This window comes from Amycolatopsis sp. NPDC049868 (assembly GCF_044461365.1).
Lineage (GTDB): Bacteria > Actinomycetota > Actinomycetes > Mycobacteriales > Pseudonocardiaceae > Amycolatopsis.
On record NZ_JBITKV010000002.1, the window covers coordinates 244,575 to 267,825 of the forward strand.

22 protein-coding genes, 1 tRNA gene and 1 other RNA gene are annotated in these 23,251 nt (G+C 69.7%); 12 read left to right on the top strand and 12 right to left on the bottom strand.

The window, feature by feature from the left end; all coding sequences use genetic code 11:
* Positions 1 to 10 precede the first annotated feature (10 nt).
* The 4 genes from ACIBTM_RS09260 to ACIBTM_RS09275 form a co-directional block, all read right to left on the bottom strand.
* Positions 11 to 256: a hypothetical protein gene (locus ACIBTM_RS09260; protein WP_395876022.1), complete on the bottom strand. Its 246-nt coding sequence runs from the start codon at positions 254 to 256 to the stop codon at positions 11 to 13.
* A gap of 1 nt (position 257) precedes the next feature.
* Positions 258 to 518, bottom strand: a complete 261-nt coding sequence (locus ACIBTM_RS09265) for a hypothetical protein (protein ID WP_005167132.1) — start codon at positions 516 to 518, stop codon at positions 258 to 260.
* A gap of 140 nt (positions 519 to 658) precedes the next feature.
* Positions 659 to 743 (bottom strand) — tRNA-Ser (locus tag ACIBTM_RS09270).
* A 72-nt stretch (positions 744 to 815) separates the two neighbouring features.
* The gene (locus tag ACIBTM_RS09275; protein ID WP_395876023.1) at positions 816 to 1,562 is read right to left on the bottom strand and encodes a PP2C family protein-serine/threonine phosphatase; all 747 of its coding nucleotides are present in this window, start codon (positions 1,560 to 1,562) and stop codon (positions 816 to 818) included.
* 77 nt (positions 1,563 to 1,639) lie between these two features.
* On the opposite strand from ACIBTM_RS09275, the gene ACIBTM_RS09280 reads away from it, so the two are divergent.
* The 5 genes from ACIBTM_RS09280 (at position 1,640) to ACIBTM_RS09300 (ending at position 11,066) form a co-directional block, all read left to right on the top strand.
* Entirely contained in the window at positions 1,640 to 3,292 is a 1,653-nt protein-coding gene (locus ACIBTM_RS09280) for an N-6 DNA methylase (RefSeq protein ID WP_395876024.1), read from the top strand.
* Positions 3,292 to 4,176 carry a serine/threonine-protein kinase gene (locus tag ACIBTM_RS09285; RefSeq protein WP_038521243.1) on the top strand — a complete coding sequence of 295 codons (885 nt, stop codon included), beginning with the start codon at positions 3,292 to 3,294 and terminating at the stop codon, positions 4,174 to 4,176. Before ACIBTM_RS09280 ends, ACIBTM_RS09285 begins: the two co-directional genes overlap by 1 nt.
* Before the next feature lie 94 nt (positions 4,177 to 4,270).
* Positions 4,271 to 4,906, top strand: a complete 636-nt coding sequence (locus ACIBTM_RS09290; protein ID WP_395876025.1) for a L,D-transpeptidase — start codon at positions 4,271 to 4,273, stop codon at positions 4,904 to 4,906.
* A gap of 427 nt (positions 4,907 to 5,333) precedes the next feature.
* The gene (locus tag ACIBTM_RS09295; protein WP_395876026.1) at positions 5,334 to 8,156 is read left to right on the top strand and encodes a PQQ-dependent sugar dehydrogenase; all 2,823 of its coding nucleotides are present in this window, start codon (positions 5,334 to 5,336) and stop codon (positions 8,154 to 8,156) included.
* A gap of 87 nt (positions 8,157 to 8,243) precedes the next feature.
* Positions 8,244 to 11,066 carry a PQQ-dependent sugar dehydrogenase gene (locus ACIBTM_RS09300; RefSeq protein ID WP_395876027.1) on the top strand — a complete coding sequence of 941 codons (2,823 nt, stop codon included), beginning with the start codon at positions 8,244 to 8,246 and terminating at the stop codon, positions 11,064 to 11,066.
* A 128-nt stretch (positions 11,067 to 11,194) separates the two neighbouring features.
* On the opposite strand, the gene ACIBTM_RS09305 is transcribed toward ACIBTM_RS09300, so the two are convergent.
* The gene (locus ACIBTM_RS09305; RefSeq protein WP_395876028.1) at positions 11,195 to 12,718 is read right to left on the bottom strand and encodes a 3-hydroxyacyl-CoA dehydrogenase; all 1,524 of its coding nucleotides are present in this window, start codon (positions 12,716 to 12,718) and stop codon (positions 11,195 to 11,197) included.
* Positions 12,719 to 12,887: 169 nt separating this feature from the next.
* Between ACIBTM_RS09305 and ACIBTM_RS09310 the strand changes: the two genes are divergently transcribed.
* Both ACIBTM_RS09310 and ACIBTM_RS09315 read left to right on the top strand, forming a co-directional pair.
* Positions 12,888 to 13,082, top strand: coding sequence for a hypothetical protein (locus ACIBTM_RS09310; RefSeq protein WP_395876029.1), 195 nt, complete (start codon positions 12,888 to 12,890; stop codon positions 13,080 to 13,082).
* 9 nt (positions 13,083 to 13,091) lie between these two features.
* Entirely contained in the window at positions 13,092 to 13,715 is a 624-nt protein-coding gene (locus ACIBTM_RS09315) for a TetR/AcrR family transcriptional regulator (protein WP_395876030.1), read from the top strand.
* Here the strand turns inward: ACIBTM_RS09315 and ACIBTM_RS09320 are convergent.
* Entirely contained in the window at positions 13,699 to 14,388 is a 690-nt protein-coding gene (locus tag ACIBTM_RS09320) for a TetR/AcrR family transcriptional regulator (protein WP_395876031.1), read from the bottom strand. The two genes, ACIBTM_RS09315 and ACIBTM_RS09320, sit on opposite strands and share 17 nt — an antisense overlap.
* A 117-nt stretch (positions 14,389 to 14,505) precedes the next feature.
* Between ACIBTM_RS09320 and ACIBTM_RS09325 the strand changes: the two genes are divergently transcribed.
* Positions 14,506 to 14,958, top strand: a complete 453-nt coding sequence (locus ACIBTM_RS09325) for a nitroreductase family deazaflavin-dependent oxidoreductase (protein WP_395876032.1) — start codon at positions 14,506 to 14,508, stop codon at positions 14,956 to 14,958.
* A 115-nt stretch (positions 14,959 to 15,073) separates the two neighbouring features.
* Here ACIBTM_RS09325 and ACIBTM_RS09330 read toward each other — a convergent pair whose 3' ends face one another.
* The 3 genes from ACIBTM_RS09330 to ACIBTM_RS09340 all read right to left on the bottom strand — a co-directional run bounded on the left by ACIBTM_RS09330 (position 15,074) and on the right by ACIBTM_RS09340 (position 17,302).
* A complete protein-coding gene (locus ACIBTM_RS09330; RefSeq protein ID WP_395876033.1) occupies positions 15,074 to 15,289 on the bottom strand; it encodes a hypothetical protein in 216 nt (71 codons plus the stop codon).
* Between the two features lie 193 nt (positions 15,290 to 15,482).
* Entirely contained in the window at positions 15,483 to 16,136 is a 654-nt protein-coding gene (locus ACIBTM_RS09335; protein ID WP_016337954.1) for a response regulator transcription factor, read from the bottom strand.
* A complete protein-coding gene (locus ACIBTM_RS09340) occupies positions 16,133 to 17,302 on the bottom strand; it encodes a sensor histidine kinase (RefSeq protein ID WP_395876034.1) in 1,170 nt (389 codons plus the stop codon). Before ACIBTM_RS09340 ends, ACIBTM_RS09335 begins: the two co-directional genes overlap by 4 nt.
* A 52-nt stretch (positions 17,303 to 17,354) precedes the next feature.
* Here ACIBTM_RS09340 and ACIBTM_RS09345 point away from each other — a divergent pair, with 52 nt between their 5' ends.
* Positions 17,355 to 18,419, top strand: a complete 1,065-nt coding sequence (locus ACIBTM_RS09345) for a hypothetical protein (RefSeq protein WP_395876035.1) — start codon at positions 17,355 to 17,357, stop codon at positions 18,417 to 18,419.
* Here the strand turns inward: ACIBTM_RS09345 and ACIBTM_RS09350 are convergent.
* Positions 18,413 to 18,982 (bottom strand): hypothetical protein, encoded by a 570-nt coding sequence (locus ACIBTM_RS09350; RefSeq protein WP_395876036.1) that lies wholly within the window; start codon positions 18,980 to 18,982, stop codon positions 18,413 to 18,415. The two genes, ACIBTM_RS09345 and ACIBTM_RS09350, sit on opposite strands and share 7 nt — an antisense overlap.
* 169 nt (positions 18,983 to 19,151) lie before the next feature.
* On the opposite strand from ACIBTM_RS09350, the gene ACIBTM_RS09355 reads away from it, so the two are divergent.
* Both ACIBTM_RS09355 and ACIBTM_RS09360 read left to right on the top strand, forming a co-directional pair.
* Positions 19,152 to 19,901: a response regulator transcription factor gene (locus tag ACIBTM_RS09355; RefSeq protein ID WP_016337950.1), complete on the top strand. Its 750-nt coding sequence runs from the start codon at positions 19,152 to 19,154 to the stop codon at positions 19,899 to 19,901.
* Positions 19,879 to 21,351, top strand: a complete 1,473-nt coding sequence (locus ACIBTM_RS09360; RefSeq protein ID WP_395876037.1) for a sensor histidine kinase — start codon at positions 19,879 to 19,881, stop codon at positions 21,349 to 21,351. The genes ACIBTM_RS09355 and ACIBTM_RS09360 overlap by 23 nt, the downstream gene beginning before the upstream one ends.
* On the opposite strand, the gene ACIBTM_RS09365 is transcribed toward ACIBTM_RS09360, so the two are convergent.
* Positions 21,352 to 22,242, bottom strand: a complete 891-nt coding sequence (locus ACIBTM_RS09365; protein WP_395876038.1) for a serine/threonine dehydratase — start codon at positions 22,240 to 22,242, stop codon at positions 21,352 to 21,354.
* Positions 22,243 to 22,287: 45 nt separating this feature from the next.
* Between ACIBTM_RS09365 and ffs the strand changes: the two genes are divergently transcribed.
* An RNA gene (ffs, locus tag ACIBTM_RS09370) (signal recognition particle sRNA small type) lies at positions 22,288 to 22,384 on the top strand.
* Positions 22,385 to 22,391: 7 nt separating this feature from the next.
* On the opposite strand, the gene ACIBTM_RS09375 is transcribed toward ffs, so the two are convergent.
* On the bottom strand, positions 22,392 to 23,225 hold the full coding sequence (locus ACIBTM_RS09375) for a spermidine synthase (protein WP_395876039.1): 834 nt from the start codon (positions 23,223 to 23,225) through the stop codon (positions 22,392 to 22,394).
* Between the last annotated feature and the right edge of the window lie 26 nt (positions 23,226 to 23,251).

Sequence of the window (23,251 nt, forward strand, 5' to 3'; positions counted from 1 at the left end):
CTCGCCGATCTCAGAGGCGGGATTGGTAACCGCTGACCAGGTCGTCAGCGGCGGAAAGGCGCGTCAGGAGATTTTCCATTCCCTCGTCGGCCTGCGCCAGCTGCGGCGGTACCCACGGCACGGCTTGGGCCTGGGGTTCCACGATGGCGCGTCTGGACTCTTCGAGCAGGCCCCTGGCCCGCTCGGCATGGGCGCGTCCGTCGGCGAGGCCGGTTTGGACGGCCGTCAGCAGCTGGTGCAGTTCTTCGAGGTACATGTCAGAGACGGGTCGAGTACGACTCGGCCGACGAGATGCCCGCCTGGATGGTGCTCTGCATACCGGTGATGCCTTGCAGGGCTTCGGCGAGAAGCCCGTGCGCCTGGCTCACCTCGTGCTGGGTACTGCCTTGGGTGGCCTGGGAAAGCGAAAGCTGAGCTTCTTCGAGAGACTGCGCTGCCTGCTGAAGTGCGGCGATGCTCGCGGATGCCTTCTCGTTCGCGAGCGCGATACCAGCGCGGATCTCTTCGACTCCGGCCATTTTGGCGGACTCCTTGGGACGTCGGGGGCTGGAACGACCACTATAAAACTTAGCGTGATCAACTGACTCTGTTAAGTGAAGGTCCTGCTAAGTAATCAACAAGGCCCCGGACGTCGGAACGTCCGGGGCCTTGCTGACGGCGGAGGATACAGGATTCGAACCTGCGAGGGCGTGAACCCAACACGCTTTCCAAGCGTGCGCCTTAGGCCGCTCGGCCAATCCTCCGTGGGGAACGATACCGGATGCCGTTTCACCCCCACGAAGGTGGGTCTGACCTGCGTTTGCGGCTTCGCGGGCTCAGGCGGCCGCAGGGGGGAGAACGTCGGCCACGACGCAGGTGATGTTGTCCGGTCCGCCACCCTCGTTGGCCAGGTCGATCAGTCGCGGGACGGTCTCGGCGGGATCGCGGAAGGCGCCCAGGACATCCTTGATAACGGTTTCGGCAACCGTTGCCGTTAACCCGTCCGAGCACAGCAGGAGACGGTCGCCGGGGGCGGCGTCGAAGGTCCAGATGTCCGCTTCGCCGCTGCCGGTGCTCAGGAGCGCCTTCATCAACAGCGAGCCGCGGGGGTGTCCCTCAACCTCTGACGGGTCGATGCGACCGTCGTCCGCGAGGGCCTGCGCGAGCGTGTGGTCGCGGGTGAAGCGCTGAAGCGTGCCGCCGCGGAGGAGGTACCCCTTCGAGTCGCCGATGTGGGCGGCCGTGAAATGCGAGCCGTCGAACAGCAAAGTGGTCAGGGTGGTGCCCATGCCCCGCGTCTCGGGCTCCTGCTCGGCCGTCGCGGCGAGCCGGTCGTCGATGGCGCGAAGGCCGCCGGTGAGCACCTCGACCAGGTCGACCTCCGCGAGGTCGAAGCCGCGGAGGTCCGCGTCGAGCCGGGACAGGACGCCGACCGCTTGGGCGCTGGCCACTTCGCCGTGCGGCTGCCCGCCGATGCCGTCGGCGACCGCCAGCATCCTGGCGCTGGCGTAGACCGAGTCCTGGTTGACCTGGCGGCGCCGTCCGACGTCCGAGCCGGCGGCGTACCGAAGGGTGTACCTCATGGGTCCCAGTAAAGCAGCTGTGTACTGAGTTCACAAACAAAGGGTTGGAATGGTCAGCTGTCGGTTACGATGCGGCGATGGAGGAGCAAGCCACCGTCACCGCGGCGGACATCGCGCGCATCGCCGGCGTCGGCCGCGCCGCCGTCAGCAACTGGCGCCGACGTTACGGCGATTTTCCGCCGCCCGTCGGCGGGACGGCGTCGAGCCCCCTCTTTTCCCTGTTCGCCGTCGAAAACTGGCTGCGTGAGCGCGGGAAGCCGGTGGAGATCTCGCTCGGTGACCGGATCTGGCAACGGCTGCGGAACCTCGGTGACGATCTGGCGCTCGGCGACCGGGTCGGCCGGGTGGGGTCGTATCTGTCGCGGCGAGGCGTGTGGACCTTCTCGCCCCGCTACGACGACGCCGAACTGCTCGGACTGCTGGACCGCTTCGTCGAGGAGCGAGGCGCGCGCGAGGCCTTCGAGTTCCTGTGCGAACGCTACGTCGACGCGCACTCGCGCCAGCTGTCCGTCACGCCGGAACCGGTGGCGGCGTTGATGTCCCGGCTCATCGGTCCCGGACCCGGCGTCGTGCTCGACCCCGCGTGCGGGCTCGGGACGCTGCTGCTGGCCTCCGGCGGGACCAGGCTGCTCGGCCAGGTCGACGATCCGGCGACGTCGTGCATTGCCGCGCACCGGCTCCTGCTCGCGGGTGCGGACATGGAGATGTACGGCGCGGACGCCCTGTCGATGGACTCCTACGAAGGGGTTCTCGCGGACGCCGTCGTCTGCGATCCGCCGTTCAACGAACGGGAATGGGGCTACGACGAACTCATCGGCGACCCGCGCTGGGAGTACGGCCAGCCGCCACGCGGCGAACCGGAACTGGCGTGGGTGCAGCATTGCCTCGCGCATGTGAAACCCGGCGGGCTCGTCGCGATCCGCATGCCGCCCGCCGCGGCCGGCCGTCGCACGGGACGGAGGATTCGCGGGAACCTGTTGCGTGCCGGTGCTTTGCGTGCCGTGGTCACGGTCGGCGGTGCCGATCTCTGGCTGCTGCGGCGGCCGGAATCCGGCGAACGGCCGCCGTCCCGGCTTCTCCTGCTGGCCGATCCGTCCACTGTGGAGGAACAGTGGCGGGCACACCTGCGCGGAGCCGAGGTGCCGGGCGCGGTCCGGATCATCGACCTGCTCGACGAGGAGATCGACCTTTCCCCCGCCAGGTATCAGGCGCGCGACGAACACGCGGGCGAAGCCTTCCTTGAAGTACGAAAGCATTTCGAAGGGATCCGGCCGGAACTGCCGACGCTGGTGGTTTCCGACGAGAAGCCCTCGTTCGTCACGATCGGGGAGCTTTTGAAGTCCGGCGTGCTCACCGTCCCGGATCTGGTGGAAGAGGGCGATGTCGTCGCGTCGCCGGCCGTGCCCGCGTATGTCCACAGTGGAAAGCCCTTCACGGCGGAGCCGACGATGTCGAAGTACCGCGCCGACCCCGAACGGCTGGACGCCGCGTTCCTCGCCGGCTGCCTGCGCGCGGCCGGGCAGATCACGCCGACCTCCTCGACCAGGATCGACCTCAAACGCACCCGGATCCCGCGCCTGCCGATCGAGACGCAACGCGCGCACGGGGCGGCGTTCACCCGGCTCGCCGCCTTCGAGGACGCCCTCCGTGAGGCGGCGGAATCGGGCCTGGAGCTGGTGAGGCTAGGCTTGGCGGGGCTTACCGAAGGACAGTTGATCCCGGAGAACTAGTGCTGATCGCCGATCGCTACGAACTCGACGAGCTCCCGCTCGGGCGGGGTGGGATGGGCGCGGTGTACGCGGGCCACGACCGGCATCTCGGCCGCCGCGTGGCGGTGAAGTTCCTCGGGCTCCCCGGCGGCCCGGACGCCGAACTCGAACAGCGCTTCATCCGCGAGGCGCGGATCCTCGCCACCCTGGAACACGCGGGCGCGCCGACGCTGTACGACTTCGGCACCTACGACGAGCGGTTGTACCAGGTCATGCAGTTCATCGAGGGCGTGACCGTCGCCGATCTCGCCGCCGAACACGGCCCGCTGCCGGTGCCGTGGGCGGCCGCGATCGCCGCGCAGGCCTGCGCCGTGCTGTCCGCCGCGCACGCGCTCTCCATCTGTCACCGCGATCTCAAGCCCACCAACCTGATGCTGTGCCCCGACGGCAGCGTGAAGGTGCTCGACTTCGGGCTGGCGATGCTGCGCGAGACCGACGTCGCCCAGTTCACCCGCGCCGGGCAGATCCTCGGCACCCCCGCGTACATGGCGCCCGAACAGATCCAGCGCGGGATCGCCGGGCCGCGCAGCGATCTGTACGCGCTGGGCTGCGTCCTGCACGAAATGCTGACCGGCAGGCAGCTGTTCACCGGCCCGACGGCGTACGCGGTGTTCGAGAAGCAGGTCAAGGAGAGCCCGGCCGAAGTGGACGGTGTCCCGGGTGGACTGAACGTCCTGCTCGCGGACCTGCTGGAAAAGGACCCGGAACGGCGCCCTCGCGACGCGGACGAACTGTTCGGGCGCCTGGCCGTGTTCGCGCGGGACCTGCCGCCGCTGCCCGGCTATCTGGACGAAGGCGCCAATCCGGGCCGCATGTACGCGAGGGTCGTCGGCCGCGTTCCCTGAGACGTGATCGTGACCTTCCGATCAACAACCCCGGACGGGTGACCTCCGTCTTTACCCATGTCAGAAGGACTACGGGCAAACGGGGGTACGGGTCGTGAAGAAGTTCCTGGTGGGGGTGACCGCACTGGCGACCGCGCTGGTGCTGACCGCGTGTTCCGGCGGCTCCGGCGGCAGCGCGCCCGGGGGTGGCGCCGTCGCGCAGGGCGAGCCCGCGGCCACGACCACGTCGGCGCCGTCTTCGGCGTCCCCGACGCCGACCTCCTCGCCGACGCCGACGCCGAGCAGCAGCAGTTCCACGCCGAAGCCGACGTCTTCGAAGCCCAAGCCGACGCCGAAACCGGCGCCCAAGCCCGCCGCGAACGCCGCCGACGTGCCCTGCAAGGCCGCGCTGGCCTCACCGGGTGTGAGCGCTTGCGTGGACCTTTCCGCGCTGAAGACGTGGCTCCTGAAGGACGGCAAGGTCATCTACGGGCCGGTCAAGCAACTGCCCGGCAAGAAGGGGCACGCCACGCCGACCGGTGTGTTCCGCGTTTCGGCCAAGGTCAAGAACTACCACTCGAAGGCCTTCGACGCGCCGATGCCGAACTCGGTGTTCTTCCTGCCGGGTATCGCGTTCCACACCGGCAGCCTCTCGGTGTACTCGCACGGCTGCATCCACCTGTCGGCGGCGGCTTCGCAGAAGTACTTCACGACTTTGCAGAACGGCGACGTGGTGCAGGTCGTGGCCTGACCCGCGTCGGGACCGCTGGTCGTCACGCCCCAGTACATGAAGGCCCCCTTCCTTGCGCCAGGCGCAAGCAAGGGGGCCTTCATGTACTTGGGAAGGTGTGAAGGTCGAGTTTCCTCGGCTGAGCCGAGGGAAGGGGTCCTTCACGCGCGGCGCTTGTGATCGTTGTGGTTGCTGGTGTACTTGGGGCGAGTGTGGCGATCGCGTAGTCCGTGAAGGCCTCCTTCCCTACCTTCAGGGTAGGCAAGGAGGCCTTCACGGACCTGGCCCGCGATCAAACCGTTGGCCCTGACCCGAATCGCCGTGTGGCAGCGCTCCCGTGCGGATCATTGCGGTTCGGTTGCTTTGAGATAAATGAAAGCTTCCGGCGGCAATGACTTCCCCGTTTCCGGCGACGTGCCAAGGACACGCCGGAAATGGGGAAGCGCCGATGATCAGGAGCCGGGCTCTCACACGTCTACTCGTCGCACTGTCGGTTTCGATCCTGCTTCTCCCGGGATGGGTGGGCGCTCCGGAAGCGACCGGAGCGCCCACTCTGCCGTCCGGCTTCGTCCTGCGTGACCAGCCGAGCGGCCAGGCCGCCTTCGACCTGACCGATTTCGCTTATCTGCCGGACGGTTCCGTGCTCAGCATCGGCAAGAGCGGCAAGGTCGCCTGGGTTCCGCTCACCGGCCCGGCCAGGACGATCGCGAACCTTCCCGTCCACGACGACGGCGACCTCGGGCTCGTCGGTCTCGCCATCGCGCCGGATTACGCCACGTCACGCCGGATCTACCTCGCGTGGTCGTTCGACACGGGCGGCGGCGCGTTCACCATGCGGGTGGCGCGCTGGACGATGACCGGCACGGACATCCCCACCGGTCTGTCGAACGAACGGGTGCTCGTCGACCTTCCCGGGTTCTACGACGTCCACGGCATCACCGGGCTCGTCACGGCGCCCGACGGCACGTTGTGGATCTCCATCGGCGACGCCGCCGACTTCACCAGGATGGATCCGGGCGCGTTGCGCTCGCTCGACCTCGATCAGCTCTACGGCAAGATCCTGCACGTCACCCCGGACGGAGCCGGCGTCCCCGGCAATCCGTACTACTCCGCCGCGGCACCGGATGCCCATCGCTCCAAGGTCTTCTCCAGCGGCTATCGCAGCCCCTTCCGGTTCTCCCTCGACCCCCGGCTCGGCCTGCCGGTCGTGGGCGACGTCGGCTGGAACACCTGGGAAGAGGTGGACGTCGTGCGGCCGGGGGCGAACCACGCCTGGCCCTGCTGGGAAGGAAACGCCCCCACGCCGGGGTATTCCGGGCTGGCGGGCTGCGCCGGAGTGGTCAACACGCCGCCGATCACCGCGTACCACCACGGTTCCGGCGTCGACGAAGGCAACAGCGTCACCGCCGGGATCGTCTACAGTGGAACGTCCTATCCGGACGAATACCGGGGCGCCTTCTTCTTCGGCGACTATGTCACGCAGAAGATCTGGACGATGACGTACGACAGCCAAGGCAGGCTCGTCCGGGCACCGGAGCGGCCGCCGAAGTTCAGCGGCATCGGCGGGCCGGTCAAATTCGCGGCCGCGGCCAACGGCGACATCGTGTACGCCGACATCCACACGGGCAACCTGCGGCGCCTCAGCTATCCGGGAACGAACGCGGAACCGGTCGCGGTGGCGACGTCGAGCACCGAGCCGTCGACGAGGACGGTGACCTTCGACGGTGGCGGTTCCTACGATTTCGACGGCGATCCGCTGACCTACCACTGGGATTTCGGCGACGGCACGAGCCAGACCGGTGTCCGCGTGACCCACACCTACGGCGCCGGGCTCACGAGTGCGACAGCGCGTCTCACCGTCACGGACCGTCTCGGTGCCGCCGGGAGCACGGACGTCGTCGTGGTGCCGGGAAACCATTCGCCGGAGCCGGTGATGACGGATCCCGGCTCCCGGACGTTCGCGGTCGGGGAACCGGTCGTCGTCGAGGTGACGGCCACCGACGCGGAGGACGGCGTGCTGCCGGTCTCGTGGACCACGCTGATCAGGCACTGCCCGGAGGAGGCGACCTGTCACGCGCACCCCGGTTCGCCGGGCAGCGGACCGGCTTTCACCGTGCCTTTCACCGAGCACCAGGACTCCCGCGTCGAGATCACCGCGTCGGTGACCGACAGCGCCGGGGTGACGGCGAGCAAGACGTACGTCGCCATGCCGCGTGAGCACCGGCTGACGCTGACCGGCAACGTGGCCGCGGCCTTGAGCATCCCGGCCGAAGGCGGGGTCAGCACCGCGATGGTGACCGAGGGCGCGACATTCGAGGTCGTGGCGGCGGAGATCGCCGCGGACGGCGCTTCGACGTTCGCGAACTGGTCCGACGGGCGGACTTCGCGCACGGTGACCGTCACCGTCCCGGCGAACGACCTGACCCTGATCGCGAACTATCTCACCCCGATCGACAAGCGCTACCAGGAGGAACCCGCGCTGCGGCAACGACTCGGCGCACCGGTCGGGTCCGAGGTCGCCGACGGGACCGTGCGCTACCGGCCGTACGCGAACGGCAGGCTCTACTGGAGCGCCGAGACCGGCGTGAAGCAGATCGAGGGCGAGATCCTCAAGAAGTACCTCGCGCTGGGCGGGCACCGGAAGTTCGGGCCGCCCGCGACCGACGAGACCGCCACCCCGGACGGCGTCGGCCGCTACAACCACTTCCCGAATTGGCCCGGCACGATGCAGTCTTCGATCTACTGGACGACGTCGACCGGTGCGCATCCGGTGTACGGGCGCATCCGGGTCAAGTGGGCGGCGCTCGGCTGGGAGCGCGGGCCGCTGGGGTATCCGGCGACGGACGAGCTCCCGACCCCCGACGGGATCGGCCGGTTCAACCACTTCAGCAAGAAAGCGTCGATCTACTACACGGTGCCGACCGACGCGCACGCGATCTGGGGGCGCATCCGCGTCCGGTGGGAGGCGCTCGGCTGGGAGACCGGCCCGCTCGGCTACCCCACCACGGACGAATCCGCGACGCCGGACGGTGCCGGCCGCTACAACCACTTCACGAAGGCTGGCTCGATCTACTGGACGATGGCCACCGATTCGCGCGCGATCCACGGGGCGATCCGGCAGCGGTGGGCCGCGCTCGGCTGGGAGCGGTCGTACCTGCGCTACCCGACGACGGATGAGTTCAGCATCCCGATCGGACGCCAGAGCAGCTTCCAGAGCGGCTACATCACCTGGAACCGGAGCACGGGGCAGGTGATCGACCGACGGTGGTGATCACAGTTCGATAAAGGCACTCGAAAGTGTGAAATGTCCACCTGGGACCCCTCGATGAGACGTTCGACTGGGGAAAGGGGCCCTTGCATGCCTTCGAGTTTCCGTGCGCTCTGTCACGCCCTCGTGACGTTGCTGATAGTGACCTTGCTGGTGCCGTTGACGTCCACTCCGGCGTCCGCGGCGCCGGTGCTGCCACCCGGCTTCGTCCTGCGTGACCAGCAGAGCGGGCAGGCTCCGTACGACCTGACCGACTTCGCCTACCTGCCCGACGGCTCGATGCTGACCACCGGAAAGGAGGGCAACGTCGCCTGGGTGTCCACCACCGGGCAGACCCGGAGCATCGCCACCCTGCCGGTGCGCAGCAGTGGTGACCTGGGGCTGGTCGGACTCGCGATCGCGCCCGACTACGCCACCTCCCGCACGGTCTACACGGCCCGCGCGGTCGACGTCGCCGGCGGCGGGATCGCCCTGCGCGCCTCGCGCTGGACGGTCACCGGTACCGCCGAGCCGACCGGGCTGACCGGCGAAAAGGTACTCGTCGAGGGCGCCGCCAACACCGACATCCACGGCATCACCGGTGTCGTGGCCGCCCCCGACGGCACGGTGTGGATCTCGACCGGCGACAGCTCCCGGTTCCAGGGCGCGGCCGACCCGTTCGCGCTCAACGTGTACGACCTCGACAAGATCTTCGGCAAGATCTTCCACATCACCGCGGACGGTGCGGGCGTTCCCGACAACCCGTACTACACCGCGGCGAATCCGAACTCCTTGCGCTCCAAGGTGTTCGCGAGCGGCTTCCGCAGCCCGTTCCGGTTCAGCCTCGACGCCGGCACCGGCCTCCCGGTGGTCGGCGACGTCGGCTGGGGCACCTGGGAAGAGATCAACTTCGTCCAGAAGGGCGCGAATCTCGGCTGGCCCTGTTTCGAGGGCAACCAGCCCGCGGACGGTTTCTCCGCGATGCCGCAGTGCGCGTCGGCCGTGAACACCCCGCCGATGCTCGCGATCCGCCACGGACAGGGCGTCGACAACGGGAACAGTGTCACCGCCGGAATTGTCTACAATGGAGAGTCGTACCCGGAGGAATACCGGGGCGCGTACTTCTTCGGCGACTACGCCACCCAGAAGCTCTGGACGGCCAAGTACGACACGCAGGGCCGCGTCGTCCGCCCGCAGGAGACGCCGCCGAAGTTCACCGGTATCGGTGGCCCGGTCAAATTCCTGGCCGCGGCGAACGGTGACATCGTCTACGCCGACATCTACAGCGGCCTGCTGCGACGACTCAGCTACACCACGGGGAACAAGGCTCCCGTCGCGGTCGCCACGTCAGAAACGAACCCGGAAACCCGCACGGTCACCTTCGACGGCAGCGGTTCGTACGACTTCGACGGCGACCAGCTGACCTACGAATGGGACTTCGGTGACGGCACCACCGGCACCGGTGTGAAGGTCAGCCGCACCTACGCGGCGGGCACCGAGAAGTTCACCGCCAAACTGACGGTGAAGGACGGCCTGCAGGCGTCCGGGAGCACGGACATCGCCGTGGCGCCCGGGAACCACTCGCCGAAGCTGACCATGACCGACCCTAGTGAGCGCCTGTTCGCCGTCGGCGAGGAGGTCAAGGCCGGCGCGACCGTGACCGACACCGAGGACGGAGACCTCCCGGTCACCTGGACCACCCTGGTCCGGCACTGCCCCGAGAACGCGGTCTGCCACGCGCATCCGGACCGCAGCGGCACCGGACCCGAGTTCGCCATGCCGTTCACCGACCACACGGACTCCAACCTGGAGTTCACCGCGACGGCGACCGACAGCGCCGGCGTCAAGGTCTCGAAGACCTACGTCGCGAAGCCTCGCGAGCACCGGCTCACGCTGACCAGCAACGTCGCCGCGGCGCTCGGCATCACGCCGGAAGGCGGGGCCTCGTCGGCGATGGTGGTCGAAGGCGCGAAGGTGGAGATCCAGGCGGCCGAGGTCGCTTCGGACGGCGCGTCGACCTTCACCGGCTGGTCGAACGGGGCGACCGGGCGGCTGACCGAAATCACCATGGGCACAAGCGATCAGACGATCACGGCGAACTACATCACCCCGATCGACAAGCGCTACCGCGACGAGCCCGCGCTGGCGCAACGACTCGGCGCGCCGACCGCGCCCGAGGCCGTCGACGGCACGGTCCGCTTCCGCACCTACGAACGCGGGCGGCTGTACTGGTCGAAGGACACGGGGGTGAAGCAGATCGAGGGCGAGATCCTCAAGAAGTACCTCGCCGCCGGTGGACACGCGAAGTTCGGGCCGCCCGCGACCGACGAACAGTCCACTCCGGACGGTGTCGGCCGGTTCAACCACTTCCCGGTCTGGCCCGGAGTCCTGCAGACGTCGATCTACTACACCGTGAACACCGGGGCGCACCCGATCTACGGCAGGATCCGGCAGAAGTGGGCTTCGCTCGACTGGGAGCGGGGACCGCTGGGCTACCCGAGCACCGACGAGGCGGGCACTCCGGACGGGCTCGGCCGCTACAACCACTTCAGCAAGGACGCGTCGATCTACTACACCGTCCAGACGGACGCGAGGGCGATCCACGGCCGGATCCGCGCCCGGTGGGCGGCGCTCGGCTGGGAATCCGGCCCCATGGGGTACCCGACCATGGACGAGGCGGCCACGCCGGACGGTGCCGGCCGGTACACCCACTTCACCAAGGGTGGTTCCATCTACTGGTCGATGGCGACCGACTCGCACGGCGTGTGGGGCGAGATCCGCAAGCGCTGGGCCGCGCTCGGCTGGGAGCGTTCGTACCTGGGCTACCCGACCACCGACGAGATGGCTGTCACGGGAGGACGGCAGAACAACTTCCAGGGCGGCTACGTGTTCTGGAGCGCCTCCAACGGAACCGTGACCGACGGCCGCTGGTAAGCGGTAAACGCGCGTGAAGGCCCCCTTCCCTCGGCTCATGGAATCAGGCATGCGCGCGCCAGCGCGTCCGTTGAGGGCGGTGGCGGGGGCATGGATGGAGGAAGGGGGCCTTCACGCGCTTCGGGGTATCAGCGCAGCAGATCCGCTGGGGAGGTGCCGGTCGACGTCAGCGGCAGGCCGAGCGCCACGCGTTCGGTGAGCCAGGCGCTCGGCCGGTAGCGCTGGTCGCCGGTGCTCGCGACGAGACCGCGCAGGACCCGCAGCACGAGATCCGCGCCCGCTTCGTCACCCCAGGTCAGCGGCCCGCGCGGGTAGCCGAGGCCGAGCCGGACGGCGGTGTCGATGTCTTCCGGCGTCGCGAGCCGCTGCCCGGCGATGAAACAGGCGGTGTTGACGATCGACGCGAGGAGCCGCTGCGCGATCGGCGCGGGGCCGTCGCGGACCACGGTCACCGGCAGGCCGGTCGCCGCGAGCGCGCCCCAGGCGGTGCGGCCGGCGGCCGGGTCGAGCGCGGGGTGGACCGAAAGCGTCAGGCGTTTCCCGTAGCCGCCGAGGGGATCGACGCCGACGACCCGTTCCGCCGGGAGACCCGCCGCGAGCGCGGTGTCCACAGTGGATGAACCGATCGGGCTGACGATTAGGACCGTGTCCGGATAGGCGGAGTGCACCACCTGGATGCCTGCCGCCGAAAGCAGGGTGCCGAGGCGTTCGTCGTCGACCCACACCGGGGTGCTCGGGGCTTCCGGCGCGGCCGGTTCCGGCTCGACCTGCTGTTGCCCGTCGACATAGCTGTAGAAGCCTTCGCCGTTCTTGCGGCCGAAGAGCCCGGCGGCGACTCGGGGACGCGTCAGCCACGACGGCCGCAACCGCGGTTCGCCGTGGAAGCCGCTCCAGATGCTTTCGAGCACGGCGTGCGAGACGTCGAGACCGGTGAGGTCGAGCAGTTCGAACGGGCCGAGTTTCAGGCCGAGCACGTCACGGGCGACGCGGTCCACTTCGGCCGGGCTCGCGATCCCTTCGGCGAGGATCTGCAGCGCTTCGGTGCCGAGCCCGCGCCCGGCGTGGTTGACCAGGAAACCCGGTGCGTCGCGGGCGAGGACGGGTTCGTGTCCCCAGCCGCGGACGAGTTCGGTCACGGCGGGCGGCAGCCAGGCGGCGGTCCGCGCACCGGGCACGACCTCGACCAGCCGCATCAGCGGGACCGGGTTGAAGAAGTGGAGGCCGAGCAACCGGCCGGGATCGGTCAGCGCGGCACCGATCTCGGTGACGGAAAGCGAGCTGGTGTTGGTGGCGAAAACGGTGTCCGGGCCGCAGACCCGTTCCAGCTCGGCGAACAGCGCGCGTTTGATCTCCAGATCCTCGCGGACCGCTTCGACGACGAGGTCGACGCCGTCGGCGGGGGCCAGCGGACCCTCGGCCGCGATCAGCCTGCCTTTCGCGGACTCGGCCGCTTCCTCGGTGATCTTGCCCTTCGACGCGAGCTTGCCCAGCATCGCGCCGACGTGCTCGATGGCCTCGCCGACCGCCTCGGGCCGGGCGTCGGCCAGTTCGACTTCGAGCCTTGCCGTCACGGCGAGCTGGACGATGCCCCGGCCCATCACCCCGGTTCCGATGACCCGGATCCTGCCGACCTGCTCCGCCCACTTCTCCACCGCGAGCCGCCTTTCCGTCGATGTCGTCCCGTCGTGACGCTAGCCGCCACGCCGGTATCTCGCCCGGACGGGTGATCCGTGCCCCGCCCGGCGTAAGGCCACCGAGCCGGCGAGGTCACCTCCGCGAAAACCGAGTGTTCCGCGCACCACCCCCGAAGGGAAAGCTCCCATGGACACCGTCCCCGCCGCCGCAGCCGTCCGGACCACGCCGTTGCTCCTCGTCGCCGTTCTCTTCGGCGCGGTCGCCGCGTTCTTGGCGAGCCAGGCGTTGTGGTCGCTCACCGCATTGGCCGTCGTGGTCGCCGCCGCCGTCCTCGCGGGCGGGGTGTGGCTGTCCGGCCGGAAGCCCCAGCCCGAACTCTAAGATCGCCGTGTGACGGCGAAACGCTTGACGCGGGAGGAAAGCCGCGAGCAGACCAGGCAGCGCCTGCTCGCGGCGGCCGCCGAGCTGTTCTCCGAACGCGGGGTCAACGGCACGTCCGTCGAGCAGATCGCCGAGCGGGCAGGCTTCACGCGCGGTGCCTTCTACGGCAACTTCGACGGCAAACACGAGCTGGTCGTCGAACTCCTGCGCCGCCGGACCCAGCGCGAGGCCGAGGAGGTCGCCGCGCTGCGTGAAGGCGTCGGTTCGTTCGCCGAGATGATGGACCGGCTGCGCGCCTGGAACGTCGAGCGCGCCGAACACCTCGCCGGCTGGCTGACGCTGCGCACCGAGCTGGCCCTTTACGCGCTGCGGAATCCCGACGCCCGCCCGCTCGTCGGCGAAGGCGAGAAGTCGACACGAGCGCTGCTGGAGACTTCGATCCGGACCGAGCTCGCCGCACGGGGCGCGGAACCGCCGGCCGACCCGGCCTTCCTCGCGTTGATCCTGCACGCGCTTGAGGACGGTCTCCTGTTCCAGCGCTTCCTCAGCCCGGAAGGAACCGGCGACGAGGACGTGGTGGACGCCGTCCAGCTGCTGATGCGTTCGTGGACCGCGCTCAGCCGGTCATCTTGATCCCGGCGAACTCGGCCATCTGACGGACCCCGTGCCCGAAGAAGGCGTCCGACGGGTCGACGGAGCCGACGTACTGGCCGAACAACTCGAAGTTGATCATCCCGAACAGCTGGGTCCAGGCCATGATCAGCCGCGAGGCGGTCTCGGGGCCCAGGTTGACCTTGAGGATTTCGGTGAGCGCGTCGAGCTGGTGCAGCAGCTCGACCGGCATCTCGCCGACCTCGGTCTCGATCCGGAGATTCGCGTCGCGCAGGACCGCGACCAGCGCGAAGGCCACCCGGCCGGCGGGAGCGACGGTGTCCTGCGGCGCCTGGTAGCCGGGAATCGGCGAGCCGTAGATCAGCGCGTACTCGTGCGGGTGCGCCTTCGCCCAGGCGCGGACCGCGTGCCAGATCGACTCCCACCGTTCCAGCGGAGCCTTCTTGGGGTCGTCGGCGGCCTCCGCGGCTTCTCCGACGGCGTTGTACGCGTCGACGATGAGGGCGGTCAGCAGCTCCTCGCGGCTGGAGAAGTACCGGTAGAGCGCTGACGAGACCATGCCCAGTTCTCGCGCGACCGCGCGGAGTGAGAGGCCGAGCGCGCCGACTTCGGCGAGCTGGCGGCGGGCTTCGTCCTTGATCTCACGGGTGAGCTCGGCGCGGGCACGTTCGCGCGCGGTCTGAGTGGCGGCCATGCTCTCACTGTAGAGCATCGCACCTAAAAGAGAGCACTGCTCTTGACATGGCGCACCGCTCTGGTGTTCACTGCTCTTAACAGAGAGCGCTGCTCTCGCAGACTTCGAGGAGACGAGATGACCACCAACGCCGCCGCGATCCGCTACGTCAAGCCGGCCAAGGCGACCAACGCGTTCAACGAGTTCGTGCTGAAGCTGACGAAGCTCGGCGTCAGCGTCCTGGGCAGCCGGGTGCTCTCGGTCCGCGGTCGCAAGAGCGGCGAACTGCGCTCAGTCCCGGTCAACCTGCTGAAGCTGGGCGGCGAGCGCTACCTGGTCGCTCCTCGGGGCGTCACGCAGTGGGTGCGGAACCTGCGCGTCGCCGGCGAGGGGCAGCTCCGCGTCGGGCGCCGCACCGAAACGTTCACCTACACCGAACTCGCCGACCACGAGAAGCCCGAGATCCTGCGCGCGTACCTCAAGCGCTGGAAGTTCGAGGTCGGTATGTTCTTCGACGGTGTCGACGCGAAGGCATCGGACGAAAAGCTGCTGGAGATCGCGCCCGGCTACCCGATCTTCAAGATCGCCTGAGAACGCGTGTCACGTCTCTCCAATCACGCGTGTTCGCCACCCGATCACGCGTGTCACGCCTCTGATCACGCGTGTCACGCCTCTGATCACGCGTGCTCGGCGATAACGACCATGGCTAGTCGGCCCGGTCGTCACCGGAGGTCTGCCGAGTGCGGCGGGCGGTGGCCGCCACCAGCACCACCCCGACCAGGAACGCGACGAGCCCGATCAGGAACCACAGCTTCTGCCCGGTCATGAAGCTGCCGGTCAGCACGCCGGCGCCCTGCAGCACCCAGACGCCGCCGACCAGCAGGAAGACCAGCCCGATCGTGAGCGTGACCCAGCGTTTCATCCACAGCTCCCCGCCTCGACGTGCCCTGTGGCGATTCTGGCACCGGGCGCCCCGCCCGGCGAACCGATCAAGCGCGGCCGAACCACCGACGGGATGGCACGGCCCCGGCCCCGGGTACATGTCGCGAAAGCCACTTTCGGGACATCAGACGTCGCGAAAGCCACTTTCGCGACGTGACTGCCGAGGTGAGGGGTCAGTTCCCCACCAATCCGTTGCGGTAGGCGTAGACGACGGCGTGCACTCTGTCCCGCAGCCCGAGCTTCGCCAGGATCCGGGAGACGTGGGTCTTCACCGTCTCTTCGCCGACATGCAGTCGCACGGCGATCTCCGCGTTGCTGGAGGCGTCGGCGACGAGCAGGAGGACTTCGCGTTCGCGTGAGGTGAGCCGTTCGAGTTCCGCCGGTTCGGCGGCCGCGGGTTCGATGCTGGTGGCGAAGGTCGACACCAGCCGCCGGGTCACCGTCGGGTCGATCAGCGCGTCGCCGCGCGCGGCCACCCGCATGGCCGAGACGAGTTCTTCGGGGGCGAGGCTCTTCAGCAGGAACCCGCTCGCACCGGCCCGAAGCGCGCGGTAGACGTACTCGTCGGAGTCGTAGGTCGTCAGCACGAGGACGCGGGTGTCGTTACCGGGCGCGGACATGATCGCCTCGGTGGCGGCCAGACCGTCCAATTTGGGCATCCGGACGTCGAGGACGGCGACGTCCGGGCGCAGTGAGGCCGCCTGCGCGACGGCCTCGCGTCCGTCCGCCGCCTCGCCGACGCATTCGAAGTCCGCCTGGGTGTCCAGCACCGCGCGCATCCCGGACCGGAACATCGCGTGGTCGTCGGCCAGCAGAACCCGGATCACTGTGCCTCCAAAGGAAAACCGACTCGAACCCGCCAGTGCCGCCCGTCGTCGAGCGGTCCGCATTCGGCCTGTCCGCCGAACAACGCGACCCGCTGCCTGATCCCGGCGAGGCCGCGTTTCGTCGACTCGGCCGACGCGTTCGGGCGGCCGATCTCGTTGGTGATGGTGAGGAGCACCTCGGTCTGCCGGTAGGCGAGGTCGATCTCGACGATCCCGCCGTCGCCGTGCCGGAGCGCGTTCGTCAGCGCTTCCTGCACGATGCGGTACAGCGCGATGTCCACCGAACCCGGGAGTTCGCGCGGCCCGCCGTGGCTGGTCAGCCGCGCGGGCAGCCCGGCGGTGCGGAGGTTGTCGAGAAGCTCGTCGAGGTTGTCCAGCCCCGGCTGTCGCTGGACGTCGCCGTTCTCCTTGCCGTGCAACAGATCCAGCAGGCGCCGCAGATCGGCCATCGCGGCCCGGCTCGACGACTCGACGGCCGAGAGCGAACGCCGTACGGCGGGTTCACCCTCGGGCAGCCCGAGCCGCGCGGCGCCGGCGTGCACACCGATCGCGCTGACGTGGTGGGAGATCACGTCGTGCAGGTCACGGGCGATCGTCGTGCGTTCTTCGACGACGGCACGGCGGACGGCCTCGGCTTCGTGCTGCCGCCGTTGTTCCTCGGCGCGCTGGAGGTCGGCGATGTACGCGCGCCGCGCGGTCGTGTAGCGGCCGACCATCCACGGCAGCAGCCCGCTCACGCCGACGTCGATGACCAGCAGCCGCCAGTCCCGGTCGCCGCGGTCGACCGGGATGACGTTGCAGGCGACGAGCCCGGCGAGCATCGTAGCCAGGGCGGCGACCGCGGGTTTCGTCGAAAGCCAGGCGCCCGCGCGGTAACCCGCGATCAGCACGCCGGCGTTGGTGGCCTGCAGGTAGTGGTCGTACGGGAACAGCAGGAGCGGCGCGGCGGTGAGCAGCACGCCGTGCGCGGCGGACACCCAGCCGGAATACCGCGAAGGTCCGGCGAGCGCGGCGTTCGCGAGGATACCGCCGATCAGGAGCACCCACGCCTGCCAGCCCAGTGACAGCGGCGGCCCGGCGATGAGGAACAGCCCGGCGTCGGCGATCAGGCAGACGGCCGCGACCGCGCAGGCCTGCCTCGCCAGCGAACCACTGATGTCCCGCACGAGCTCAACTTTGCCCTATTTCGCTGGACAGGGGTTCCTAAGATCGAAACCCATGGGGGCAGCGAGGACGCCCGTGCTCTGGACGACCGGGGCACCGGGAAGCGGGAAATCGACCACCGCCTGGGGTTTGTACACCCGTCTCGCGGAGGCGGGCGGCAGCGTCGCGTACGTCGACATCGACCAGCTCGGGCTGATCGGCCCGCCGCCCGGCGGCGGGGACGCCGCGCACGCGATCAAGGCGGCCAACCTGCTGCGGGTACTGGAAGTCCTGCGTGCGCGGGGCACCGCGCAGCTCGTCGTGTCCGGGGTGGTGGACCCGGCGAAGCCGTACATCGAAAGCCCGGACTTCGACCTCACGCTCATCCGGCTGACGTGCGAGCGGGAAGAACTCCGGAGCCGGTTTCTCGGGCGTGGCTCACCCGCCTCGGTCCTGCCCGACCTCTTCGCGGTGGCGGATCTCTACGACCGCGCCGGTTTCGGCGAGGCGATGGACACGACCGGCCAGCGGCCCGCGCAGACCGTGGAAGCGCTGTTCCGTCGCTGTGCCGTGGCCGCCGGAACCGTTCGGCCGCCTGCCCCCGGAGAGCCGCGGCCCGGACCGGTGACCGTGGTGACCGGCCCGACGGCGGTCGGCAAGTCGACCGCCGCGTTCGGCGCGCTGCGGGACCTGTGGGAGCGGGACGCGCCCGTCGCGTACATCGATCTCGCGCAACTCGGCTTCGCGCACCCCGGCCCGGATCCGGCCCTCGAAGCGGCGCTGCTGGCGGCCGTCTGGCGTGGTTATCGCGACGCGGGAGCGAAGCGACTGATCGTCGTGGCCCGGGAATTCCGCCCGGAGCACCGGCGGGTCTTCGAGGACGTCACCGTCGTCCACCTCGACGCGGACGACACCACGCTCACCGAGCGGGTCCGGCGCCGAGCCGAGGGAGAGTCCGCCTTGCTGGCGGGCGACGAGCTACGCGGCGCGCCACCCGGCGTACGGGACCGGGTGGCCGCCCGCGCGATCGCCGAGGCGGCCCGGATGCGGCGTTCCGGCGGCGATTGCGTCGTCCTCGACACCTCCGGGCAGGAGCCCGCCGAAACGGCCGCCGCGTTGCTCGCCGAGGTGGCTCAGTAGCGCCGCTGACCGTCCTGGCCCTGTCCGGGCGGCCCGCCGCGCTGGTTCTGCCCCGGCTTGCCGATGCTCGTCGCCGTCGCGGTGTTCCCGGTGACCTTGGCGGTCACCATCACCGTCTCGCCTGCCTTGTGCTCGCCGGTCTTCATGGTCGACGCGTCGATCGTGTAGACCTGCTTGTAGCCGTCCTTGCTGGTCAGGCTGATGGAAGTCGCGCTGATCTCGGTGATCTCCCCGGTCTGCATCCGCTCGGTGCTGTAGCCGCCCTTGCCGTCGGACACGACGAAGTCGCCGTGCAGCGCGTCGCGCGGCATACCGCCGCCGGGACCCATGAGCACCCGGCCGCCGCCGGGACCGCCCGTCATCGCGCCCCGTTCGGCGCCGTTCGCGGCGGTCCCGGCCCAGATCGCGGCGCCGCCGCCGGCGGCGATCACCACCGCCACCCCGGCCGCGATCGCGGTCTTGCGACCCGACCAGGTCTTCTTCGGTTCGCCCGCCGGGGCGGGCGCGCCCCAGGCCGCGGTCTCCTCCGCCGGTGGTCCGGCGGGTTTGGTCGGTTCGGTCATCTGGACGCCTCCGTGTGCTCGGTTGCGGCCATGGTCGGCGCCGTCGCTGTGCGGGAGCTGTGCCGCCGGTGGGCACGCGCTGTGATTCCGCCCCGGCAGGGTGATCGTTCACAGGAACCGCACAGGCGGCGCACAGAGAAGCCTCATCGGCGCCACCCAGGATGGCACCATGACCAGTGTGAACGTCCCTTCGTCCGGTTCCGCGAAGGCCGGCTTGCGCCGTGCCGACGGCAGCCCCGTGCGGGTGCTGGTCGTCGACGACGAGGCGACCTTGTCCGAACTCGTGTCGATGGCGCTGCGCATGGAGGGCTGGGACATCCGCACCGCCGCCGACGGCACCGAGGCCGTCCGCGTCGCGCGGGAATTCCGGCCGGATGCGGTGGTACTGGACGTCATGCTGCCGGATATGAGCGGCCTGGAGGTCTTGCGCCGTCTGCGTTCCGAGGTGCCGAACCTGCCGGTGCTGTTCCTGACCGCGAAGGACGCCGTGGAGGACCGGATCGCCGGGCTCACCGCGGGCGGCGACGACTACGTCACCAAACCGTTCAGCCTGGAGGAGGTCGCGCTGCGGTTGCGCGCGCTGCTCCGGCGCGCCGGCGGGGTCGCCGGGCCGAGCGGGTCGACGCTCGTCGTCGGCGACCTGACCCTGGACGAGGACAGCCGCGAGGTGCATCGCGGTGGCGATCCGGTGCCGCTGACCGCGACCGAGTTCGAGCTGCTGCGTTATCTCATGCGCAATCCGAAGCGGGTGCTGTCCAAGGCGCAGATCCTGGACCGGGTGTGGAGCTACGACTTCGGCGGCCAGGCCAATATCGTCGAGCTGTACATTTCCTACCTCCGCAAGAAGATCGACGCCGACAGGGAACCGATGATCCACACGATGCGCGGCGCCGGGTATGTCCTCAAACCCGCCGGGTAGGCGGCCGTGGTCCCTGCGGCGGCGGCTGATCGCGCAGGTCGCGGGTCTGCTCGCGCTCGTCTGCCTGGTGGTCGGCGTGGTCACCGAACTGGCGTTGCGGAACTTCCTGGTCGACCAGCTCGACGCCCGTCTCGCGGAGACCAGCGAACGCGCCAGCCGTCCGCCGCCGCCCGGCCGTCCCGGCGGGGAAAGGGTTCCCGAGGGTCTTCGCGCGTACGGGCAGAGCACCGGTTCGTTGTTCGTGAACGTGTTCCCGGACGGACGAGTGCTCGCCGCGGTGCTGCGATCCAGCTACGACGCCAAGGTCACCGATCCGTTCCCGCACGACGAGATCAGCCCCACCCAGATCGCCACCCTGCTGCGGTCGACGCCGAGTGACAAGCCGACCGACGTGAACCTCGGGTCGCTGGGGGAATACCGCGTGGTGGCGAAGAAAACGGCGGGCGGCGGTGTCGCGATCACCGGGCTGCCCACCAAGGACGTCACGGATACCTTGTGGAGCCTCGGTTTCATCTTCGGCGGGGTCGCGGTCGGCGGCATCCTGCTGGCGGGCGCGCTCGGCGCGGTGACCGTGCGGCGCACCATGAAACCCCTCGACCGTCTCGCCGCCACCGCGACCAGGGTCGCCGAGCTCCCGCTGGACCGCGGCGAGGTCGCGCTGTCCGAGCGAGTGTCCGAAGTGGACACCGATCCGCGGACCGAGGTCGGGAAGGTCGGGTTCGCGCTCAACCGCATGCTCGGCCACATCTCGAACGCGCTTTCCGTCCGGCAGGCCAGTGAAACCCGGGTGCGCCGGTTCGTCGCGGACGCCAGCCACGAACTGCGGACGCCGCTCGCGGCCATCCGCGGCTACGCGGAACTCACCCGGCGCTCGGGCTCCGAGGTACCGCCGGACATCGCGTTCGCGATGAGCCGCGTGGAGTCGGAATCGACGCGGATGACCGGCCTGGTCGAGGATCTGCTGCTGCTCGCGCGGCTCGACTCCGGCCGCCCGGTGGTGCACCAGCCGGTGGACCTCTCCCGCCTGGTCGCGGACGCCGTCGCCGACGCGCACGTCGCCGGGCCGGAGCACAAATGGCTGCTGGAGGTCCCGCCGGAACCGATCACCGTCCTCGGCGACGCGGACCAGCTGCATCAGGTGGTGATCAACCTGCTGGGCAACGCGCGCACGCACACCCCGGCGGGCACCGAGGTCACCACCTCGCTGTCCATAGTGGACTCGACGGCGACACTGTCCATTGTCGACGGCGGGCCGGGGATCCCGCCTGAGATCCTCCCGGAGGTCTTCGAACGCTTCGCCCGCGGCGACGACTCGCGGTCGCGGGCGGCGGGCAGCACCGGGCTCGGGCTGGCCATCGTCGCGGCCGTCGTCGCCGCGCACGGCGGGCAGGTCGGCGTCGCCAGCCGCCCGGGACGTACGGAGTTCCGGGTCGTGCTCAGGGCGGGCTGATCAAGGGGTCCACTCACTGTTGGCGCCGCACAGGATGACGCAGGGCAGCTCGCCCTCGGTCCGCCCGGCCAGCCACGCGGCGAAGGGCACCGCGGCGGCCGGTTCGACGGCGAGCCGGAACTCGTCCCAGAGCCGGTCCCGCGCGGCGAGCAGTTCCGCGTCGCTGACCAGCACGGACGTCACCCGATCCCGCAGCACCGCGAACGGGACGTTCCCGGCCCTGGTCGCGCCCAACGCGGACGCGGCCACCGAGTCGATCTCCACGTCCACCGGTTCGCCCGCCGCCAGCGCGGCGCCGAGCGCGCGGCACCGCTCCGGCTCGACGGCGAACGTGGGCACCCCGGCCAGCGACGTCCCCGCGACCAGCCCGCCACCGCCGACCGCGACCAAGAACGCGTCGACGTCCGGCGCGTCCTGGACCACTTCGGCCGCGACGGTGCCCTGACCGGCTACGACGGCGGGGTCGTCGTACGCGTGCAGGTACCGCGTACCCGGCTCAGTGGCGGCTTCGAGCGCCTTCGCGGCCGCCTCGGCGTACGTCGCTCCGTGACGGATGAGCTTCGCGCCCGTCGCCTCGATCCGGACCGTCTTCGCCTGCGGAGCCGACTCCGGCACGTACACCGTCGCAGGCAGATTCAGCAGCGAAGCCGCCGTCGCCACGCCAAGCCCGTGGTTCCCGCCGGACGCCGTCAGCACCCGCTCCGGCAACGGGCCGCTCACCAGCGCGTTCACCGCGCCCCGCAGTTTGAACGACCCGCTCCGCTGCAGATGCTCCAGCTTGAGGACCAGCGGCCGCCCGTCGACCTCGGCGCGCAGCACCGGCGTGCGCCGCACGAACGGATGAACGGCCTCGGCGGCCTTGAGGACATCTTCCCAGGTCGGAGTGCTCATACCCCCCACTGTCCTCCATGCCGGGGCGGGAGTGACTACACTGGTCCTCGGATCCCGCGCGGCGTCCATCTTGTGAACCTCCCCAGGGCCGGAAGGCAGCAAGGATAAGCAAGCTCTGACGGGTGCGCGGGATCCGCCTTTTTCCGGGCCTAGAAGATCCCGAACACATCCTTCGGCGGCACGGGCGACGGCAGGGCTTCCGCATCCGTGATGGGTTTCGCCTTGCCCTGCAGGTCACGCAGATCTTCTCCCGCGACGCAGCGCGCCGGATACGCCGACGAGGCGGCGCGGCGGGTCAGGTCTGTGACGGGCAGTTCGACGCGCGAAGCGGCGACCACGATGTTCCCGAACCGGCGCCCGCGGAGGACGCCCGGCTCGGCCAAGATCGCCAGGTGGGGGAAGGAACCCGCCAGCGTCGCCAAGAACCGGCGGAGGAACGGCAGGTTCGGCCCGTCCGACACGTTGGCGACGTAGGTTCCGGCCGGGCGGAGGACACGCGCGATCTCGTTCGTGAACTCGACGGTCGCGAGCCCGCCGGCCAGGATTCCGCGTTCGAAAGCGTCCACGATGACCAGGTCGGCCGAAGCGTCGTACCTGCCGGAGACGCCTTCGCGGCCGTCGCCGACACGGACCTTCAGCCCCTTCAGGCCCAGTTGCTCGCGGACGAGCGCGACGAGTTCACCGTCGGCGTCGAAGACCAGCTGCCGCGACCGCGGCCGCGCCGCGGCGATGTAGCGGGGCAGCGTGCAGGCCGCCCCGCCGACGTGCAGCGCGTCGAGCGGGCCTTCGCCGAGGCAGTCGACGACGTCGGCGATCCGGCGGATGTAGTCGAACTCGAGATCCGTGGGGTCGTCGAGGTTGACGTGCGACTGGGCGACGCCGTCGACCGAGATCATCCAGGCGTTGGGACGGTCGGCGTCCTGCAGCAGTTCGGCGGTGCCGAAGCGCACCGGATACCTGCCGGGGGTCGGTGCCGGTCTCACGTGTCGGGCCTTCCCGGTAGTCTCGC